Annotated in this window: 17 protein-coding genes; 6 read left to right on the top strand and 11 right to left on the bottom strand. The window is 61.5% G+C overall.

What is annotated here, in order from left to right; genetic code table 11:
* Positions 1–12: 12 nt before the first annotated feature.
* Positions 13–873, bottom strand: a complete 861-nt coding sequence (hemC, locus tag B9Z31_RS12260) for a hydroxymethylbilane synthase (protein WP_233200967.1) — start codon at positions 871–873, stop codon at positions 13–15.
* Positions 874–1,093: 220 nt separating this feature from the next.
* On the opposite strand from hemC, the gene ppc reads away from it, so the two are divergent.
* The 3 genes from ppc to argH all read left to right on the top strand — a co-directional run bounded on the left by ppc (position 1,094) and on the right by argH (position 6,821).
* A complete protein-coding gene (ppc, locus tag B9Z31_RS12255) occupies positions 1,094–3,949 on the top strand; it encodes a phosphoenolpyruvate carboxylase (protein ID WP_100119868.1) in 2,856 nt (951 codons plus the stop codon).
* Positions 3,950–4,071: 122 nt separating this feature from the next.
* Positions 4,072–5,325 carry a serine hydrolase gene (locus B9Z31_RS12250; protein WP_100119867.1) on the top strand — a complete coding sequence of 418 codons (1,254 nt, stop codon included), beginning with the start codon at positions 4,072–4,074 and terminating at the stop codon, positions 5,323–5,325.
* A gap of 47 nt (positions 5,326–5,372) precedes the next feature.
* A complete protein-coding gene (gene argH, locus B9Z31_RS12245; RefSeq protein ID WP_100119866.1) occupies positions 5,373–6,821 on the top strand; it encodes an argininosuccinate lyase in 1,449 nt (482 codons plus the stop codon).
* Here the strand turns inward: argH and B9Z31_RS12240 are convergent.
* Positions 6,813–7,841 carry a metal-dependent hydrolase gene (locus B9Z31_RS12240; RefSeq protein ID WP_100119865.1) on the bottom strand — a complete coding sequence of 343 codons (1,029 nt, stop codon included), beginning with the start codon at positions 7,839–7,841 and terminating at the stop codon, positions 6,813–6,815. The two genes, argH and B9Z31_RS12240, sit on opposite strands and share 9 nt — an antisense overlap.
* Before the next feature lie 182 nt (positions 7,842–8,023).
* On the opposite strand from B9Z31_RS12240, the gene B9Z31_RS12235 reads away from it, so the two are divergent.
* Positions 8,024–8,524, top strand: a complete 501-nt coding sequence (locus B9Z31_RS12235) for a bacteriohemerythrin (RefSeq protein ID WP_100119864.1) — start codon at positions 8,024–8,026, stop codon at positions 8,522–8,524.
* 15 nt (positions 8,525–8,539) lie between these two features.
* Here the strand turns inward: B9Z31_RS12235 and B9Z31_RS12230 are convergent, their stop codons facing one another.
* The 9 genes from B9Z31_RS12230 to B9Z31_RS12190 are packed head-to-tail and all read right to left on the bottom strand — an operon-like array spanning position 8,540 to position 18,338.
* The gene (locus tag B9Z31_RS12230) at positions 8,540–9,511 is read right to left on the bottom strand and encodes a tripartite tricarboxylate transporter substrate binding protein (RefSeq protein ID WP_100119863.1); all 972 of its coding nucleotides are present in this window, start codon (positions 9,509–9,511) and stop codon (positions 8,540–8,542) included.
* Between the two features lie 34 nt (positions 9,512–9,545).
* The gene (locus B9Z31_RS12225) at positions 9,546–10,664 is read right to left on the bottom strand and encodes a mandelate racemase/muconate lactonizing enzyme family protein (protein WP_100119862.1); all 1,119 of its coding nucleotides are present in this window, start codon (positions 10,662–10,664) and stop codon (positions 9,546–9,548) included.
* A gap of 14 nt (positions 10,665–10,678) precedes the next feature.
* Complete coding sequence (locus B9Z31_RS12220) at positions 10,679–11,659, bottom strand: tripartite tricarboxylate transporter substrate binding protein (protein WP_100119861.1); 981 nt, start codon at positions 11,657–11,659, stop codon at positions 10,679–10,681.
* A 49-nt stretch (positions 11,660–11,708) separates the two neighbouring features.
* The gene (gene garD / locus B9Z31_RS12215) at positions 11,709–13,292 is read right to left on the bottom strand and encodes a galactarate dehydratase (RefSeq protein WP_100119860.1); all 1,584 of its coding nucleotides are present in this window, start codon (positions 13,290–13,292) and stop codon (positions 11,709–11,711) included.
* Positions 13,293–13,300: 8 nt separating this feature from the next.
* Positions 13,301–14,593, bottom strand: a complete 1,293-nt coding sequence (locus B9Z31_RS12210) for an enolase C-terminal domain-like protein (RefSeq protein WP_100119859.1) — start codon at positions 14,591–14,593, stop codon at positions 13,301–13,303.
* Between the two features lie 3 nt (positions 14,594–14,596).
* A complete protein-coding gene (locus B9Z31_RS12205) occupies positions 14,597–15,886 on the bottom strand; it encodes a TRAP transporter large permease (protein WP_100119858.1) in 1,290 nt (429 codons plus the stop codon).
* A gap of 2 nt (positions 15,887–15,888) precedes the next feature.
* A complete protein-coding gene (locus B9Z31_RS12200) occupies positions 15,889–16,377 on the bottom strand; it encodes a TRAP transporter small permease (RefSeq protein ID WP_100119857.1) in 489 nt (162 codons plus the stop codon).
* Positions 16,378–16,428: 51 nt separating this feature from the next.
* Positions 16,429–17,391: a TRAP transporter substrate-binding protein gene (locus tag B9Z31_RS12195; protein WP_100119856.1), complete on the bottom strand. Its 963-nt coding sequence runs from the start codon at positions 17,389–17,391 to the stop codon at positions 16,429–16,431.
* A 38-nt stretch (positions 17,392–17,429) separates the two neighbouring features.
* Positions 17,430–18,338, bottom strand: coding sequence for an SMP-30/gluconolactonase/LRE family protein (locus B9Z31_RS12190; protein WP_100119855.1), 909 nt, complete (start codon positions 18,336–18,338; stop codon positions 17,430–17,432).
* A gap of 119 nt (positions 18,339–18,457) precedes the next feature.
* Between B9Z31_RS12190 and B9Z31_RS12185 the strand changes: the two genes are divergently transcribed.
* A complete protein-coding gene (locus B9Z31_RS12185) occupies positions 18,458–19,192 on the top strand; it encodes a FadR/GntR family transcriptional regulator (RefSeq protein WP_100119854.1) in 735 nt (244 codons plus the stop codon).
* A gap of 78 nt (positions 19,193–19,270) precedes the next feature.
* Positions 19,271–20,605 (top strand): glucarate dehydratase, encoded by a 1,335-nt coding sequence (gene gudD / locus B9Z31_RS12180; protein WP_100119853.1) that lies wholly within the window; start codon positions 19,271–19,273, stop codon positions 20,603–20,605.
* Positions 20,606–20,633: the final 28 nt, after the last annotated feature.

The raw sequence follows: 20,633 nt of genomic DNA, 5'->3' as shown, positions 1-20,633 counted from the left end.
CAGCGCCAGAGTTCAATGCGCCCCGCCGTCGCGCAAAGCCTGCGCCACGCTCAGGCCCAGTGCCTCGGCAGCCTGCAGGCCATCGGTGCTGGCCTGCGCATCGGCGGTGACCAAGGTGCTCGCGCCTTCGGGGTCGCCCCAAGCCGCTTGCAACTTGAGCACACCGCCCTCGATGGTCGCATGCGCGGCCAAAGGCATGGAGCAGCTGCCGCCCATGGCACGGCTCACCGCGCGCTCGGCCGCCACGCGACGCCACGAAGGGGCATCGGCCAGCTGGGCCAGCAGCGCACGCAAATCGGCCCTGTCGCTGCGGATTTCAATGCCCAAAGCGCCCTGCCCTGCGGCCGGCAGCATGTGCGCGGTTTCAAAAATATGGCGGATCCGATCCGACAAGCCCAATCGCTTGAGGCCCGCCGCCGCCAGCACAATGCCCGCGTACTGGCCCTCGTCGAGTTTGCGCAATCGCGTGTCCAGGTTGCCGCGCAGGGGCTCGATCTTCAAATCGGGGCGCAGCGCCCGCAGCAGCACCGTGCGGCGCAGGCTGGAGGTGCCCACCACAGCGCCTTGCGGCAAGTCTTCCAGGCGGGCGTACTGCGACGACACCCAAGCGTCGCGGGGGTCTTCTCGTTCCATGACACAGGCCAGCTCAAAGCCCTCGGGCATGTCCATGGGCACGTCTTTGAGCGAATGCACCGCGATGTCGGCGTGGCCCTCTTGCAGCGCCACTTCCAGCTCCTTGACGAACAGGCCCTTGCCGCCCACCTTGGACAGGCTGCGGTCCAAGATTTGGTCCCCTTGCGTCGTCATGCCCAGCAGCTTGACTGTGCAACCCAAGCCCTCCAGCAAGGACTTCACATGCTCGGCTTGCCACATAGCCAAACGGCTCTCGCGGGTGGCAATGACGATAGAGGGCTGCTTGGACTCGGTCACGGCGGATTTCCTGAAAAAAATTTTGACATCATCAAAATGAAATCAATGGGTAATTTTGTCTCTCCGAGCGATGCTAGCATGATGTCAAGGCGAATTGACACCCCCATTTGACAGTTGTCGATCGCCTTCCGACCCACGGCATCCACCCCACAGCGCAGCACCCATGAAACAGGCCCCTCTCAAAAACACCCCGCCCGTCAACAGCAGCGCCAGCACGCCCAATAAAAGCCAAAAACGCGACAGTGAGCGCCCCTTGGTCGAAGACATCCGCCTGCTGGGGCGTATTTTGGGCGATGTGATCCGCTCGCAAGAGGGCCCAGAGGCTTATGAACTGGTCGAGCAAATTCGCAAACTCTCGGTGGCTTTCCGCCGCGACGCTGACCAAGAGGCCGACAAAGCCCTGAAGAAGCTGCTCAAAAGCCTGCCCGGTGACCGCGCCGTGAGCGTGATCCGCGCCTTCACTTATTTCAGCCACTTGGCCAACTTGGCCGAAGACCGGCACCACATCCGCCGCCGCGCCATCCACGAGCGGGCTGGCCACACGCAAGAGGGCAGCATCGATGTGGCCCTGCAGCGCTTGCGTTGGGCGGGCATCACGCCCAAAAGCATCTCGGACATGTTGGCCACCAGCTACGTCTCGCCCGTGCTCACCGCCCACCCCACCGAGGTGCAGCGCAAAAGCATTCTGGACGCGGAGCGCGACATCGCCCACCTGCTGACCGAGCGCGACGCCATCAAGGCCCGCGCCGCGGCCGTCAACGCCGCCAAGGACGCGCTGACGCCCAAAGAGCTGGCAGCCAACGAATTGCACATGCGCGCCCGCGTGATGCAGTTGTGGCAAACCCGCCTGCTGCGTTTTACCAAGCTCACCGTGGCGGATGAGATTGAAAACGCGCTGAGTTACTACGAAGCGACTTTTTTGCGCGAAATCCCCAAGCTTTATGCCGAGCTGGAAGAAGCCCTGCCCGGTCAGCCCATTGCCAGTTTTTTGCGCATGGGCCAGTGGATCGGCGGTGACCGCGACGGCAACCCCAATGTGACCGCGTCCACCTTGGAACACGCCCTGACCCGTCAAAGCGATGTGGCGCTGCGGCATTACCTGACCGAGGTGCACTTTTTGGGCAGCGAGCTGTCGCTGTCGGCCATGCTGGTGCCTTTTGGCAGCGCGATGCAGGCCTTGGCCCATCAGTCACCCGACACGAACGAACACCGCCAAGACGAGCCCTACCGCCGGGCGTTGACGGGCATTTATGCCCGACTGGCCTCGACCCTGAAGGCGCTCACGGGCGGGGATGCCGCACGCCACGCCGTGGCCCCGCAAAACCCTTACCCCAGCGCCGAAGCGTTTTTGGCCGACCTGCGCGTGATCGAAGCCTCGCTGTGCAGCCAGCATGCCCAAGCCCTCGCGGCCCAGCGCCTGCACCCCCTGATCCGTGCGGTGGAAGTCTTCGGCTTTCATCTGGCCACGGTGGACCTGCGCCAAAGCTCGGACCAACACGAAGAAGTCGTGGCCGAACTGTTGTCCACCGCCCGCGTGGAAAAGCACTACAGCCAGCTCGACGAACACGCCAAGCAAGCCCTGCTGCTGGGCCTGCTGAACGACGCCCGCCCGCTGCGCGTGCCCGGTGCGCCCTACAGCGCGCACACCCAATCCGAGCTGGCCATCTTTGAATGCGCCAAACGCATGCTCGCCACTTTCGGCCCTCCAGCCATCCGCCACTACATCATCAGCCACACCGAAACTGTGAGCGACTTGCTCGAGGTGTTGCTGCTGCAAAAAGAAGTGGGCCTTCTGCGGGGCACGCTGGACAGCGAAGCGGTCAACGACCTGATCGTGGTGCCGCTGTTCGAGACCATTGAAGACCTGCGCAACGCCGCGCCCATCATGCGCGACTTCTATGCCCTGCCCGGCGTGGCCACGCTGGTCGCACGCTCGGGTGGGGAGCAAGACATCATGCTGGGCTACTCGGACAGCAACAAAGACGGCGGTATTTTCACCAGCAACTGGGAGCTGTACCGCGCCGAAATTGCTTTGGTGGCCTTGTTTGACCAACTGCAAAGCAGCCACGGCATCACCTTGCGCATGTTCCACGGCCGGGGGGGCACCGTGGGGCGCGGCGGCGGCCCCAGCTACCAGGCCATCTTGGCGCAACCCCCGGGCACCGTGCGCGGGCAGATCCGCCTGACCGAGCAAGGCGAAGTCATCGGCTCCAAATACGCCAACCCCGAAATTGGTCGCCGCAACCTGGAAACCTTGGTCGCCGCCACCTTGGAGGCCACGCTGCTGCAACCCACCAAGCCTGCCTCCCGGGCCTTTCTGGACGCGGCAGCCCAACTGTCTGAAGCCAGCATGCAAGCCTACCGAGGCTTGGTGTACGACACCCCCGGTTTCACCGACTATTTTTTCGGCGCGACGCCGCTCAAAGAGTTGGCGCAGCTCAACATTGGCTCACGCCCCGCGTCGCGCAAAGCCCTGCAAAAAATCGAAGACCTGCGCGCCATCCCCTGGGGCTTCAGCTGGGGCCAATGCCGCCTGACGCTGCCCGGCTGGCTGGGCTTTGGTTCGGCCGTGCAAGCCTTTCTGGACAAACCCGATGCAGCCCAGCGCAAAGCCGCTTTGGCCTTGTTGCAGAAGATGTACCGCCAGTGGCCGTTCTTCCGCACCCTCTTGTCCAACATGGACATGGTGCTGGCCAAAAGCGATTTGGCCTTGGCCTCGCGCTATGCCGAATTGGTCAGCGACGCCCGCTTGCGCAAAAAAATCTTTGCCGCCATCGAGGCCGAATGGCACCGCACCGCCGAGGCACTGGCCCACATCACAGGCGAAAAGAACCGCCTGGCCAGCAACCCGGCGCTCGACCGCTCCATCCGCCACCGCTTCCCCTACATCGACCCGCTGCACCATCTGCAGGTCGAGCTGATCCGCCGCTACCGGGCAGGCCTGGCCGACGAACGCGTGCAGCGCGGCATCCACATCAGCATCAACGGCATCGCAGCAGGCCTGCGCAACACAGGCTGAAACCGGGCCTGCACGCCTTGGGTGCTGCGGGTTTTTTCGCATGACGGCGCAGGCTCTCGACACCCATAATGGGCACCGGGCCTGCCGCCGGGGCATGTCCGACGCTTTGATGAAAGCCCTGCATGTCCCACCCCCCTGAATTGCCGATTTTCCCCGCCGCCAGCGACTGCGATCCATTGCAACTGGGGTGGATGCAAGGCTCCCCACCTTCAGCGGACAAAATCATCCAGGCCCACGACGGCAGCGGCTACCGCTTCCCGCAATTGCGCTGGAGTTTTGCGCACTACCGCCAGCTGGTGCCCACCGCCACCGTGTCCAAGGGCTTGGCGCCGTCCACGCCCTTGCCCCCAGCCAGCCGCTCGCTGCCCCAGATCCGTTACAGCCCCATGGGCAGCAGCGCCGAGTGCAGCTGGGCCGACATGATGGAGGCCACCTACACCGATGCCTTGCTGGTCTTGCACAAGGGGCAGGTGGTGTTTGAGCATTTCGGCGGGGTGATGACCCCTTTGCACGCGCACATCGCCATGTCGGTCAGCAAATCCTTCATGGGCTTGCTGGCCGCCGCTTTGGTGGCCGAGGGTGTTCTGGACGATGCCCAGCGCGTCGACCACTACGTCCCCGAACTCGCGGGCAGCGGCTTTGGCGATGCCACGGTGCGCCAAGTCATGGACATGACCACCGGCATTGACTATTCCGAAAACTATGCCGACCCGCAGGCCGAAATCTGGAACCACATGCGTGCGGGCGGCGTGATGCCCCGCCCGCCTGGCTACAGCGGCCCCGCCCACTTCTACGACTACCTCCAGACCGTTCGAAAGCTCGGTGCGCATGGCGAAAAGTTCACCTACCGCACGGCCAACACCGATGTGCTGGGCTGGATCGTGCGCCGCGTGAGTGGTCAAAACACAGAGCAGATGCTGTCCGAGCGCATCTGGCAGCCCATGGGCGCCGAGCTGGACGCCTGCTACACGGTGGACCCGATCGGCACCGCCTTTGCGGGCGGAGGCCTCAACACCGGCCTGCGCGACCTGGCCCGCTTTGGCGAACTGGTGCGCCAGCATGGCCGCGTGGGCCACGCCCAGCTCTTGCCCGCCGCGGCCGTGGCCGACACCTTTGCGGGCGCCGACCCGGCCCGGTTTGCGGCCAATGGCCCGGCCACGCTGGCGGGCTGGAGCTACCGCAACATGTGGTGGGTGTCGCACAACGCCCACGGCGCCATCATGGCGCGCGGCGTGCACGGGCAAAACATCTACATCGACCCCAAAGCCGAGATGGTGATCGCCCGCTACGCCTCGCACCCTGTGGCGGCCAACATCGCCAACGACCCGCACACCCTGCCCGCTTACCACGCCTTGGCGCTGGCTTTGCTGGGCTGAGGGCCGGAAAGTCCAAGCGCGCCGAAGCCCGATAAAATTGCGGGCTTATGACAAACCAACTCGACAAAAAATCCCAAGCCTGGTCCGCGCTCTTTTCTGAACCCATGAGCGAGTTGGTCAAGCGCTACACCGCCAGCGTGTTCTTTGACAAGCGCCTGTGGCAAGCCGACATCCAGGGCTCGCTGGCCCACGCCGAGATGCTGGCCGCACAAAACATCATCGGCGCGAGCGACCTGGCCGACATCCAGCGCGGCATGGCGCAAATCACCCAAGAAATCGAGTCCGGCGCTTTTGAGTGGAAGCTGGACCTGGAAGACGTGCACCTGAACATCGAAGCGCGCCTGACCCAGCTGGTGGGTGACGCGGGCAAACGCCTGCACACAGGCCGCAGCCGCAACGACCAAGTGGCCACCGACGTGCGCCTGTGGTTGCGCAGCGAGATGGACCTGATCATCGATTTGCTGGTGGACCTGCAAAAGTCGCTGGTCGATGTGGCCGAGCAAAACGTCGAGGTCATCCTGCCCGGCTTCACCCACCTGCAAGTGGCCCAGCCCGTGAGCTTTGCCCACCACCTGCTGGCCTATGTGGAAATGTTCAGCCGCGATGCCGAGCGCATGGGCGACGTGCGCCGCCGCACCAACCGCCTGCCCCTGGGCAGCGCCGCCTTGGCCGGCACCACCTACCCGCTGGACCGCGAACGCGTGGCCCGCACCCTGGGCATGGTCGACGAAGCTGGCCACCCGCAAGTCTGCCAAAACAGCTTGGACGGCGTGAGCGACCGCGACTTTGCGATCGAGTTCACCGCAGCGGCCAGCCTGTGCATGGTGCACATCAGCCGCTTTTCGGAAGAGTTGATTTTGTGGATGAGCCAGAACTTCGGTTTTGTGCGCATTGCCGACCGTTTCACCACCGGCTCGTCCATCATGCCGCAGAAGAAAAACCCCGACGTGCCCGAGCTGGCACGCGGCAAAACCGGCCGCGTGGTCGGCCACCTGATGGGCCTGATCACCCTGATGAAAGGCCAGCCCCTGGCCTACAACAAAGACAACCAAGAAGACAAAGAGCCGCTGTTCGACACCGTGGACACGCTCAAGGACACCCTGCGCATCTTCAGCGAAATGGTGGGCGGCCAAGTCAACCCGGCCACGGGCCAAAAAGAAGGCGGCATCACCGTCAACGCCGCGGCCATGGAAGCGGCCGTGAAAAAAGGCTACGCCACCGCCACCGACTTGGCCGACTACTTGGTGAAAAAAGGCCTGCCTTTCCGCGACGCCCACGAGGTGGTGGCCCACGCGGTCAAGACTGCGCAAGGCCTGGGTGTGGATTTGTCCGAGCTGCCACTCGAAACCCTGCAAAAGTTCGACAGCCGCATCGAAGCCGATGTGTTTGGCCCGCTCAGCTTGCAAGGCTCACTCAATGCCCGCAACACCTTGGGCGGCACCGCACCTGCGCAGGTGCGGCTGCAGATCGCACGGCACCGCAGCCGCTTAGTCTGAGCCGCCTGCCGTGCCGGGGGGCGGTACATCGCGCCCCATGAGCCGCTGCCCCAGCCACTTCAAGCCCGCTCCGACATCCATCCGGCGGGCTTGTTGCTTTGCAGGCTCATGGCTCTGGCCAGCCGCCAATGGCGGGCCAATGTCAAAAGCAAACACGTAAGCGGGCTCTTGCCCCATGCGCAGGTCGGTCACGACCAACCGGTCCTCGTCGCGTTGGATTTTGAAAAAGCCATCGGTGAAACGGCTCAAACGCTGCAGCTGAGGGTGTTGGGCGTTTTCTGCCGCCAAAGCCGCGCCCCGCGCATGGGCCACAAATCGAATGGCCCTGTCGCCGTCCATGAACGCGTAAAAGCCCTCGTGAAACCGCTCGCCATCCATGGCCACCACGCGCCACAACACCGTGTTGAAAGGCGCGGGTGTGACCAACAGCTGTTGGCTGGGCAAGCCTTGCGCTTGCAAGGACTCGCGGGCGTGCTGCGTCACCCACGCTTGCGCCAGCGCACTCCAGGCCAAATAGGCCGTGCTGAAGGCCAGTGCCCAGGCATTGATGCGCAAGGCCTGGCCTGTCCTCTTGATGCGCAGCGCCGCGATGACCCCGGCCAACAAGGGCAATGAGTACACCGGGTCGACGATGAAGATGCTGCCCAAACCATAGGCTTCGTCGGTGAAAGGCTGGAAAACCTGGGTGCCATAAACGGTCATCAGGTCCAACAAAGGGTGCGTGACCAGCGCCAAGGCGATGGCCCACCACCAGCGCCCATAAAGCTGAGGCTGGCGATGAATGCGGCTCACCCCCCACGCCATCGGAAATGCAAAGAGCGTGAGCAAGAGCAAGGCGTGGGTCTCGGCCCGGTGCCGAATCATGTTGAGGACCGGGTCCCCATGGTCGATCAGCACATCGAGGTCAGGCAACAGGCCGGCAACGCCACCCCAGAGGGCAGACTTCCAGAGCGCAGTGCGCCGCCCCATGACGGCCACCCCAACCGAGGCGCCCAAGAGGACTTGTGTGACGGAATCCATGGTGGTGACTCAGCGATCCAATGTCGAAAGTGCAGAGGTTAAAGGCTTGCGCATGACCTGTCTGTTCACAGGCCTAGCCCTTGGCCGACCTGTTCGGCCTGTTCGGCCTGTTCGACCCCTGCAGCCCTAAGGCCGCGCCTGAAGGGCGATAATTGAGCCGACAGTCCCAATCATTTTCTACCATGTCACACACTGCCCAAGCCACTGCCGCCCCCACCCTGATGCCCTGGACCGATTCCCTGCAGACGGGCGACGCCCGCATGGACGAAACGCACCAAGAATTTGTGGACATGATCAACCAGATTTTGGCCACGCCCGAAGACCAGCAGTTACCGGTCTACAAGGCCTTCCTGAACCACACGGTGGAGCATTTCGCGCAAGAAGAGCGCTGGATGTTGGCCACCGGTTTTTCAGCGGACAACTGCCACGCCGAACACCACGCCACCATCTTGGAAACCATGCGCGTCGTCGAAGCCCACTACCTGGACAGCGACACCACCATCATCACCCGCATGGCCGAAGCATTGGCCGAGTGGTTTCCGGGTCACGCCAACAGCATGGACGCCGGGCTGGCCGCACACCTCAAGTCCGTGGGCTTTGACAGCGTGACCGAAACCCTGGCCGACCCTTCGGCCGTCCAAAAAGTGACCATGTCGGGCTGCGGCAGCGTCAGCTGCAGCTGAACCCGACCCAGTGGGTCACTCCACCGTGATTTTTTCGTCCTTGACGATTTTGGCCATCGCTGGAATTTCTGAGCGCATCCATTGACCAAATTGCTCGGGCGTCATGCCCGAGGGCTCCGCGCCCAATGCGGTCAAACGCTCTTTGATCTCTGGCAAGGCGGCAATGCGTTGAACTTCGGCATGCAGCTTGTCAACGACCGCCTTGGGTGTGCCCGCTGGGGCCAGTAAGCCCTGGAAACTGCCCGTCAAAAAGCCCGGCAGACTCTCGGCCACGGTCGGCGTGCCGGGCATTTGTGCGTTGCGTTGGGTGCTCGAGATGGCGATCAGTTTGATCTTGCCCGCCTTGACGTGCGGGTAAGTGGCCACCATGCCATTGAACATGACATCCACTTGCCCGCCAATCAAATCGGTGATGGCTTGTGCACCCCCTTTGTAAGGCACATAGCCCCACTCGATGCCGTTGCGCTGCGCGTACATGACGCCCGCCAGATGCGAGGCACTGCCCATGCCGGCCGCCACCGCGTAATTGACCTTACCCTTTTGCGCCTTGGCGTAAGCCACCAATTCGGCAGGGGTATTGGCGGGCACTTTGGTGCTCACGGCCAGCAAATGGGGCGAATACGCGACCATCGCCACAGGGGCAAAGTCTTTCTCGACCTGGAAGGGCAGCTTGAACAAGGCCGGGCTGATCACCAGATTGCCCACGTCCATCAGCACCAAGGTATGCCCATCGGCAGGCGATTTGGCCACCAGGTCCGCGCCCAAATTGCCACTGGAGCCAGGCTTGTTCTCGATCACCACGGGCTGGCCCCAGCTTTCGGTCATCTTCTGACCCAATATGCGGGCCAACACATCGGAGGTGCCACCGGCTGGGAACGGCACCACGATTTTGATGGGCTTGGACGGGAAAGCCGCCTGAGTCCAAGCAGGTGCCATGGGTGTGATCAGAACCGCTGCCAAGGCAGCCAATAACAAAGGTTTTTTCATTTCAATCTCTGGTTTTGAAAAAAATACACAGCCATCACGACAACTCAACACTGCCCTGCGTCCAGCGACGGGCCTGCTCGCTGAGGGACACGCCCAAACCCGGCAAGGTCGGCACCAGCATTCGGCCGTCTTGGATTTGGATGCGTTCATTGAACAGGGGCTCCAACCATTCAAAGTGCTCGACCCAAGGCTCGGTTTTGTAGGCTGCAGCCAAATGGATGTGCAACTCCATCGCAAAGTGCGGCGCCAGCATGACGCCAGCGTGTTCAGCCAGCTGCGCAATCTTGAGGAATGGGGTGATGCCACCCACGCGAGGGCCATCGGGCATCAGGAAATCAGCAGCGCGGTGGCGGATCAAGTCCCAGTGCTCCTGCACGCTGGTCAGCATCTCACCCGTGGCAATCGGGGTATCCAACTGCACAGCCAGCGCGGCATGGCCTTCATGGTCGTAGGCATCCAAAGGCTCTTCGATCCAGACCAAGTTCATCGGCTCCAAGCGGCGACACATGCGCTGCGCGGTGGGGCGGTCCCATTGTTGGTTGGCGTCCACCATGATCGGAAACCGATCGCCCAGATGTTGGCGCACGGCGCTCACGCGCTCGATGTCTTTGTCACAGTCGGGCTGACCCACTTTGAGCTTGATACCGCCAATGCCCTTGGCCACCGAGGCCGAAGCGTTGACCAAGAGCTGATCCAGCGGTGTATGCAAAAAACCGCCCGAGGTGTTGTAACAGCGCACGCTGTCGCGGTGCGTGCCGAGCAACTTGGCCAGAGACAAGCCCGCGCGCTTGGCTTTCAAGTCCCACAAAGCCACATCAAAAGCCCCGATGGCCTGAACAGAGAGGCCGCTGCGGCCTACCGATGCACCTGCCCAGCACAGCTTGTCCCAGAGCTTGGCGATGTCGCTCGGGTCTTCCCCAATCAACACCGGAGCAATCTCTTTGGCGTGCGCGAACTGGCCAGGGCCACCTGCTCGCTTGGAATAAGAAAAGCCCAAACCCTCAGCGCCATCCTTGGTTTTGATCTCGACAAACAGAATGGCGATTTCGGTCATCGGCTTTTGCCGGCCTGTCAGCACCTTGGCGTCGCTGATGGGGTTGGCCAACGGCAAGGTGCACGCGGACACCCGCACCCAAGAGATGGCATCGGACATGGGGAATTGTTTTCTTATTGGGGTTTGATGCCGGCGGTCTTGATCACACGGGTCCACTGGTCCAACTCGGACTTGACGAACTCGGTGTAGGGCTTGCTGCCTTGAGCGGGAATCACAAAGCCAGTCGAAGTCAGGCGTTGCTTGAAATTGGCTGACTGCATGGCCTGTGCCATGGCCGCTTCGAGCTTGTCCACGATCGGCTGGGGCGTGCCCTTGGCCACCGACAAGCCCGACCAAGACAGCGCTTCAAAACCCTTGTAGCCGGATTCGGCCACGGTCGGTACATCCGGGTAAAGCGCATTGCGCTCTTTGCTGGTCACGGCCAGTGCCCGCAGCTTGCCGGCTTTGACATGGGGCAGCGCCACATCCTGGTTCAAAAAGACCATGGGCACGGTACCGGCCAGCAAGTCGTTGAGCATGGGACCGCCGCCGCGGTAAGGAATGCCCGTCAGGAAAATGCCAGCGGTCTGCTTGAACAATTCCATCGCCATGTGTCCTGAGGCTGCATGGGTGTAGCCGTAATCGAGTTTTCCGGGGTTCTTCTTGGCATGCTCCACCAATTCTTTCACCGTCTTGAACGGTTGTGAAGGGTGAACCAGCAGCACGTTGGGGCCCGAGTGCACCTGCGCGAGGTGAATGAAATCGGTCACCGAGTTGTATTTGATGTTGGGGTCCAGGCCGTGCGCCACAGCGTTCTGGCCCACGCCGGTCTGGATGATGGTGTAACCATCTGCAGGCATCTTGACGGCGCGATCGGTGCCGACAATGCCCCCGGCGCCACCGATGTTCTCGACAACCACGGGCTGTTTCAGGACTTTGGTCAGTTCCTCGGCCATCAAGCGGCCCATGACATCGCTGGTGCCGCCAGGTGGAAAAGCCACGATCAGTTTGATCGGTTTGTTGGGGTAATCGGCTTGGGCCAAGGCTTGGCCTTGGCTGAGCAAGCCCAGACCAGCGAGGCCGATCGCGGTGAGCAGTTGGCGTTTTTTCATCATCTTTGTCTCCTGGTGTTGTCGTGTCAAAAAAGCAGAGGGGCTTGGATGCTCAAGTGATCGGAGCCGGGTTGAACAGCACCAGTGCGTTATGCAGTTTCCAGTGCTCAGCCCATGTTCTGTGACCGCTGGCGGTTTCGAGCAGCATGCGAAACAGCGCCCAGCCAGCGTCTTCAATCGTCATCTCGCCATCGGCGATCTGACCTGCGTTGAAATCCATCAAGTCGTGCCAGCGACGCGCCAAATCGCTGCGGGTCGCCACCTTGACCACCGGGCAGGCTTGCAGGCCATAGGGTGTACCCCGGCCGGTGGTGAACACATGCACATTCATGCCAGCGGCCAACTGCAGCGTGCCGCAGATGAAGTCGCTGGCAGGGGTGGCCGCGAACACCAGGCCTTTTTGATCTGGCTTGAGCTTGTCGCCGGGCGCGAGCACGCTCGCAATGGCGCCGCTGCCACTCTTGATGATCGAGCCCATGGCTTTTTCGGCAATGTTCGACAGCCCGCCCGCCTTGTTGCCCGGTGTGGTGTTGGCCGTGCGGTCCACCCGACCACGGTCGAGGTATTGGTCGTACCAGCCGAGTTCGCGCACCACGTCTTGCGCGACTTGCGGCGTCGCGGCGCGGCTGGTGAGCTGCTCCACCGCATCACGCACTTCGGTGTTTTCAGAAAACATCACCGTGCCACCCGCGCGCACGATCAGATCGGCCATGAAGCCCACCGCCGGGTTGGCGGTCACGCCCGAGAACGCGTCGCTGCCACCGCACTGAACACCCACCACCAGAGCACTCGCGGGCACGGTCTGTCGCTTGCGAGCATTCAAGCGCTCCAAATGGGGTTTGGCACGTTGCACGATGTCGTCGATCATGGACATGAAGCCGACGTGCTCATCGTCTTGCAGACACACCAGGTCGGGGCCTTGTTCCTTGTCACGGCCATCGTGGATCGGGAAGCTGCCAGGTGGCAGCAAGCGAGATGGCTGCAGTTTCTCGCAGCCCAAGCTCACCACCATCACCTCGCCACCAAAATTGGGGTTCAGGCTGATGTGGCGCAGGGTACGGATAGGGATCTCAGCGCCCGGCGCGTCGATCGCTACGCCACAACCGTAGCTGTGTTCCAAGCCCACCACACCGTCCACATTGGGGTAAAGCGGCAGCAACTCGCGTTCGATGCGCTCCACGGCAATTTTGACCACACCCGCCACACATTGCACTGTGGTCGTGATGGCCAGCAGGTTGCGCGTGCCGACCGAGCCATCCGCATTCACATAGCCTTCAAAGGTATGGCCCTCGAGCGGAGGCCAGGCCGGTGCTGGCTGAGTGGCCATGGGCAGATCTTGCAACTCGCGTGCAGGCGGAATGTCGAGCAAACGCTCATGGACCCAGCTGCCTGCTGCCATGGATTCGCGGGCGTAACCCACGGGCACGTTGTAGCGGCGCACGGCTTGACCCGCAGCGATATCGGTCAAAGCCACCTTGTGGCCTTGCGGCACCTTGTCACGCAACACCAGACCGGTCGCAGGACCTTCGGGCATGACCGTGCCCGAAGGTAATCCTCCGTCGTTGGCAATGATGGCCACGTTGTCATCCGGGTGCATGCGGATGGCCAGAGGGCGAATGGGTGTGTTCTTGTCCATCAAAGTGCTCAAAAGCGGGGTTGTTTGCCCGTGAAACTGGGGTCGTACTTGCGCATTTGACCCCCATCATCGCGGTTGCGGATGCCGCAATGCAAGTAGTTGTTGTGCAAACGGGCCAGCGCTTCAGGGTCGATGGTGACCCCCAGCCCCGGTGTACGGGGCACACGCAGGCTGCCGTTTTCAAACTTCAGGCGACCACCCTGCACCACTTCGTCGTCCTGCCAAGGGTAATGCGTGTCACAGGCGTAGGCCAAATGCGGCACCGAAGCGGCCAGATGTGTCATCGCGGTCAGGCTGATGCCCAAGTGCGAGTTGGAGTGCATGGACAGCCCCATGTCAAAGGTCTGGCACAGACGCGAGAGCTGCTGCGTGGTGCGCAGGCCACCCCAGTAGTGATGGTCGGACAGCACAATGCGCACTGGGCACCCCAGGCGCACGTTCTCAGCAAATTCTTTGTAGTCCGTCACCACCATGTTGGTGGCCAAGGGCACGTCACATTGCTGGGCAATCGCGGCCATGCCGTCCAGTCCGGGCGCAGGGTCTTCGTAATACTCCAGCACGCCGCGCAGCTGCTCGACCACCTTGAGGCTGGTGGCCACGGTCCAGTTGGCGTTGGGGTCGATGCGCAGGGGGGCACCCGGAAAAGCTTCGGCCAGGGCCAGCAGCGCCGCCACCTCCTGCTCGGGCGGCAAGGCTCCGGCCTTGAGCTTGATGCTCTTGAAGCCATGTGGGTCAATCATGGTGCGCGCCTGCGCCACCATCTGTTCGGGGCTCAAGCCTTCGCCATAGGCATCAGCGCTGTAAGGTTTGTCAATGTGTTCGGCGTATTTGAAAAACAGATAAGCGCTGAATGGCACGGTATCTCGCGCAGCACCGCCCAACAGGTCAACGATCGGGGCATTGGCCAGCTGACCTTGCAGATCGAGCATGGCCACCTCAAAAGCGCTGATGACCTTGGCCACGTTCTTGGACACGTGGGTGCCGGGCGCCAAAGAGATCTGTTCACCCAAAAACTCCGAGCCGCTATGGCCAGGCGCCACCAACGCGGCCACTCGGGTCTCCATGGTGTTGAGGTCCCAGGGCGAGAGGCCCTGCAAAGCCGGTGCGGCTTTGGCCAGCACATCGAGCATGGACTGGTCGCCATAGGTCTCGTTGATGCCCACGCGCCCACAGGCGGTTTCGATCTCGATGATCGAGCGCAAAGCCCAGGGCTCGTGGATGCCCGCCGCATTGAGCAGCGGCGGATCACGGAACGCGATGGGTGTGATGCGGATGCAGCGGATGGCCAGGGTCATCACCATCACTCATTTGAGCAAATTCGGCAGCCACAAAGTGAACGCAGGCACATAGGTCACCAAGAGCACGGCCACGGTCAGGGCACCATAAAAAGGCGCGATGGTGCGCATGACCTGCCCCACCGATATGCCGCCAATCGCGCAGCCGACAAACTGCACTGAGCCCACAGGCGGTGTGTTCAGGCCCAGAGCGCAATTGATGAGCAGCATGATGCCGAACTGCATCGGGTCCATGCCAAAGTGCATGGCAATCGGCATGAAGATCGGCGTGCAAATCAGGATCGTGGCCGCCATGTCGAGGAAGGTGCCCAAGATGAACAACAAGATGTTGATCATCAGGAAAATGATCCAAGGCTCGGTGGTGATTTTTTGCATCAGTGCACCGGTCATCTGTGGCACCTCATACAAGGCCATGAAATAACCGAAGGCGTTGGAAATGCCAATCAAGAGCAGCACCACACCGGTGGTTTTGCAGGCTTTGGCACAAGCTTTGAGGAAGTTCTGAAAGGTCAGGGTCCGGTAAACGATCACCGTGACAAACAAGGCCCAGGCCACCGCAATCGAGGCCGACTCGGTCGCGGTGAAAGCACCCGACAAAATGCCGCCCAAAATGATGACGACCACAAACAAGCCGGGCAAAGCCGCGCCAAAGGCCTTGAAGACTTCGAGCCAACCCGGGAAATTGCCGTGAACCGGGTAACCCCGCCGCACCGCCACCCAGTAAGCCGCGCCCAAATTGCAAAGCGTCAAAATGATCGCGGGCACCAAGCCCGCCAAGATCAAACCCAGCACACTGACCGAGGCCAAGCCTGAAGCCGCCAGCGTGAAGATGATCATGTTGTGCGAGGTGGGCATGATGGCGCCCACCAAGGCCGCGTGGGTGGTCACGTTCACCGCGTAGTCGGCGTCATAACCTTCTTTCTTCATGAGCGGGATCATGACCGAGCCCATGGCCGACACATCGGCCAGAGGGGAGCCGGCGACACCGCCAAAGATGGTGCAACCGATCACATTGCTCATGCCCAGACCGCCGCGCACATGGCCCACCAGGCTGTTGGCAAAACGCACGATGCGGTCGGCAATGCCGCCGTAGAGCATCAACTCTCCGGCAAACACAAAAAACGGAATGGCCAGAAAAGAGAACACCTGCATGCCCCCGACCATTTTCTGGAACACCATGGCCACCGGCAATCCGGCGGCCAAGATGGTGGCCACAGACGACAAACCGATGGCAAAGGCGACCGGTACACCCAGAATCAAAAGGAGCGTGAAGCTCAGCGCAAGGACGGTGAGTTCCATGATCAGTCCCAAACAGGTTCGACCACTTTGCCTTGCACGAGCGCAACAATGTGTTCAATGGAGAAAAGCAAAATCAAAGCGCCGGCGATGATGACTGGCACATAGTCGATGCCGTCGGGCACGGGCAGCATGGGTTTTTTCTCACCCCACTTGGCACTGGCCCAGAGCCAGCCGCCTTGCACCATCAAAAAGCCAAACAGGCCCACCAAGCCATGGATCAACACCTCAATGCGGTGTTGCCATTTTTCGGGCAACAGGATCACCAAAGACTCCAGACCAATGTGGCCTGCATCACGCACACCCACGGCCAAGCCGAAGGCGGTGACAAAAAGCACGATCAACATGGCCAGCGCTTCGGCCCAGGTGGGTGTGTCGTTGAGCACATAGCGACCGATGACCTGCCACTGCACACACAAGATCACAGCGATCAGGCCAACGACGGCCAGCACCAAGCAGATCTTGGAGACCGTTGCACAAAATTTGGTGAACATGAAAAAACTCCAACCCCTGACGCCATGTCAGGGGCACAGGGGAAAAGCCAATTACTTGGTGTCTTGGATCGCTTTGATCGCACGCTTCATGTCAGGCGTGGTCATGAACTTGTCGTACACCGGGCCCATCACGGCCTGGAATGAACGCTTGTCCACTTCGACGATCTCGGCACCCGCGGCCTTCACATTGGCCAGCGATTTGCCTTCCGCCTCGTCCCAGGCCTTGCGCTGCACGGCCACAGACTCTTTGGCCGCTTGGCGAATCATGGCTTGTTCGTTGGCAGGCAACTTGTCCCACACCACTTTGGACATCACCAAAATCTCGGGAGCCATGGAGTGCTCGGTCTTGGAGTAGATCTTCACTGCCTCGACGTGCTTGGCGGTGTCAAAAGACGGGATGTTGTTTTCTGCCGCGTCGATCAGGCCAGTCTTCAGGCCGGTGTAAACCTCGCCATAAGGCATGGGCGTGGCGTTGGCACCCATGGCACTGACCAAGGCCACCCACAGGTCGGATTGCTGCACGCGGATTTTCATGCCCTTGGTGTCGGCCACGGTTCTGATGGGTTTTTTGGCGTAGATGGAGCGGGCACCGCTGTCATAAAAAGCCAGGCCCACATAGCCCACCGACTCGCAGCTTTTCAAAATTTCTGCGCCAACAGGGCCGTCCAGCGACTTGCGCATGTGCTCGACCGAGCTGAACAAGAAGGGCATGGTGGGCACCATGGTCATGGGGCAAATGCCGTTCATGGGGGCCACGTTCACGCGCACCAGATCAAGCGCACCGATCTTGACTTGGTCGATGGTTTCTTTTTCAGAGCCCAAAGCGCCTTTGTTGAAGACCTTGATCTTGTGCTTGCCACCCGACAATTTTTCGAGGACGGTGCTCATGTGCTTGACCGCGACCACGGTGGGGTAGTCGTCGGCGTTGTGGATGTCGGCCGAACGAAATTCGGCAGCTTGTGCAGAAAAAGCCAAAGCCGCAGCGATGGCCATCAGGGATTTGTTCAGTTTCATGGTGTTGTCTCCTGGTTTAGGTTGATTAAAAAAACACGTTACACACTGGCGGGAAAACGAGAAAAAACAGACTCCGGCAGTCCACGTACGCCAGGCTGCAAGGCAATCACCGCGCCACTTTGGCCACGGGTGGCGTCTGTGGTTTGCGCGGGAATGATGGAGGTCACCACCATCTGGTCCAGGTCGGCGCCAGCAAAGGCGCACATGGAGGGCTTGGGCATGGGCACCGTGAGGGATTGCTGCCACTGCCCCTGCGCATCGAAGGCGTGGATCTGCCCGGCATCGTTGCCACAGATCCAATAATGCCCTTGCGCATCCACCGCCGCGCCATCGGGTCGGCCGGGCCAGTCGTTCATGTCCACGAACAAGCGTTGCTGGCTCAAATGGCCCGTGGCAGCGTCCAGATCAAAAGCCCAGATTTTTTGCACCTTGGGGTGCGAATCGGACAAATACAAGGTGCGGCCATCGGGGCTGAACCCCAAGCCATTGGGTGTGAGCAAGCCGCTGACGTGCGGCCCTGTCAGGCCCCGCTCGTCCAGGCAATACAGACCACCCTGGTCGCTAGCCAAAGACATGTCCATGACCATGGTGCCCACCCAGAGGCGACCACTGGCGTCGCAACGTCCATCGTTGAAGCGCATGCCCACTGCGGGATGTTGGATCTGGGCCAGCCAAACCAGGTCCACCTGACCGTCTGCGTGCAAGGTCACACGGGCGATGCCGGTTTCCATGGCGGCCACCAATTGACCCTGCACCGGTGTGAGTGCGATGCAGCCCACGCGCTCGGGCATCCGCCAGGACTGCACAGCCTCGGCCTGACCCAGAGGGGTGCTGCGAACAAAAGCACCTTCGATGTCCACCCACCACAAACGCTGGGCACGAACATCCCACACGGGGGATTCGCCCACACGGTCCGCTGTGTCTGCGATGGTTTGGTATGCGTTCATGAAAAAGTGGCCATGGTCTGCGGTGTTCTGCTACATTCGCATCAATGCTTGATGTGATCAGTTGTCGTACAAGTTGATTGTGAGAGCCCTCCGTCCAAACTGGAATGCGTATTTACCCGATGAACACCCCGCAAGCCGACCCAGAAAAGCGCAAATCACGCAGCCTGACCTACGAACTGGTGGATCAGCTGAGCGCCGAAATCCAGAACAGCACCCTGAGCAGCGGACAGAAACTGCCCACCGAAGCCGCCATCATGGCGCGTTTTGGCGTGAGCCGCACAGTGGTGCGCGAAGCGATTTCCAAGCTCCAAGCGGCCGGCCTGGTCGAGACGCGCCACGGCATTGGCACCTTTGTACTGACGCAATCGGAGTCACCTTCTTTTCGTGTCAACCCCAGCCAACTGAGCACCCTGCACGATGTGATTGCCCTGCTGGAGTTGCGCATCAGCATCGAAACCGAAGCCGCAGCCTTGGCAGCGGTGCGGCGCAGCGACGCCAATTTACGGGTCATGCAAGAGGCCATGAGCGCATTCTCCAGCGCCATCGAAGAAGGCCGAGACGCCATTGCCGCAGACTTCCAGTTCCACCACGAAATCGCCCGCGCCACCCAGAACAACCACTTTGCCGACATGATGAATTCGCTGGGATCGCAATCCATCCCGCGTGCACGGCTGGAAACCTCGCTGCGGGTAGACCCCACGCGCCTGGCCTATCTGCGGCGCGTGCACCAGGAACACGAAAGCATCCTGAACGCGATCAGCGCTCAAGACGCCGAATCGGCCCGCGCAGCCATGCGCACACACCTGTCCAACAGCCGCGAGCGGCACAAAAAAGGCGCCTCCAGCCACCACTGAAGGCGCTGCCAAGGGTTAACACGCATCACAAGATGGGCGTTTGAGTTGTACGATGTCTATTGACTACAGGCACCCACGATGACCCCTTCCTCCACCCCCACCGTGACCCGCATGCAGGTGATCCCTGTGGCCGGCCACGACGGCATGCTGCTCAACCTGAGCGGCGCGCATGGCCCGTTTTTCACCCGCAACATCGTCATCCTGACCGACTCCTCAGGCCACACGGGCCTGGGCGAAGTGCCCGGTGGCGAAAAAATCCGCCAGACGCTGGAAGACGCCCGCCCCCTGGTCGAAGGGCAAGCGATTGGCCATTACAACCAAGTGCTGAGCGCCATGCGCCAGCAGTTTGCCGACCGCGACAGCGGCGGCCGGGGCAACCAGACCTTTGACCTGCGCACCACCATCCACGCCGTCACCGCCGTCGAGTCGGCTTTGCTGGATGTGCTGGGCCAGCACCTGAACGTGCCCGTGTGCGCCCTGCTCGGCGAGGGACAGCAACGCAGCCGCGTGCAAATGCTGGGCTATCTGTTTTATGTGGGCGACCGCCAGCAGACCGATCTGGCCTACAGAAGCGAACCCGATCAGGCCGACGACTGGTTGCGCCTGCGCCACGAAAAAGCCATGACGGCCGAGGCCGTGGTGCGCTTGGCCGAAGCCGCACAAGAGCGCTACGGCTTTCAGGACTTCAAACTCAAGGGCGGTGTGCTGCGCGGCGAAGAAGAAGTCGAAGCCGTGGTGGCGCTGCACGAGCGCTTTCCCAAAGCCCGCATCACGCTCGACCCCAACGGCGGCTGGTTGCTCAAAGACGCGGTTCGCCTCTTGCGCGACCACCGCAGCACCATGGCCTATGCCGAAGACCCCTGCGGCGCAGAAGGCGTGTTCTCGGGCCGCGAGGTGATGGCCGAATTCCGCCGTGCCACGGGCTTGCTGACGGCCACCAACATGGTGGCCACCGACTGGCGCGAGATGGCCCACAGCATCCAGCTGCAGTCGGTCGACATCCCGCTGGCCGACCCGCATTTCTGGACGCTGCAAGGCTCGGTGCGCGTGGCCCAGCTGTGCCAGATGTACGACTTGACTTGGGGCTCGCACTCCAACAACCACTTCGACATTTCGCTGGCCATGTTCACCCAATGCGCGGCCGCCGCGCCGGGCAAAGTCACCGCGATTGACACGCACTGGATTTGGCAAGACGGCCAGTTCCTCACCCAAGACCCGCTCCAAATCAAGGACGGCTACGTCGATGTGCCCGCCAAACCCGGCCTGGGCATCGAGGTGGACATGGATGCGGTGATGCAAGCGAACCGGCTTTACCAACAACACGGCCTGGGTGCTCGCGATGACGCCATCGCCATGCAATACCTGATCCCCGGTTGGAAATTCAACAACAAAATGCCTTGCATGGTGCGCTGAGCACCCGAGCCATTCATTTCAAAGGAAA

It is taken from the genome of Limnohabitans sp. G3-2 (assembly GCF_002778275.1).
Lineage (GTDB): Bacteria > Pseudomonadota > Gammaproteobacteria > Burkholderiales > Burkholderiaceae_C > Limnohabitans_A.
This window is presented reverse-complemented; position numbering and strand designations above follow the sequence as displayed.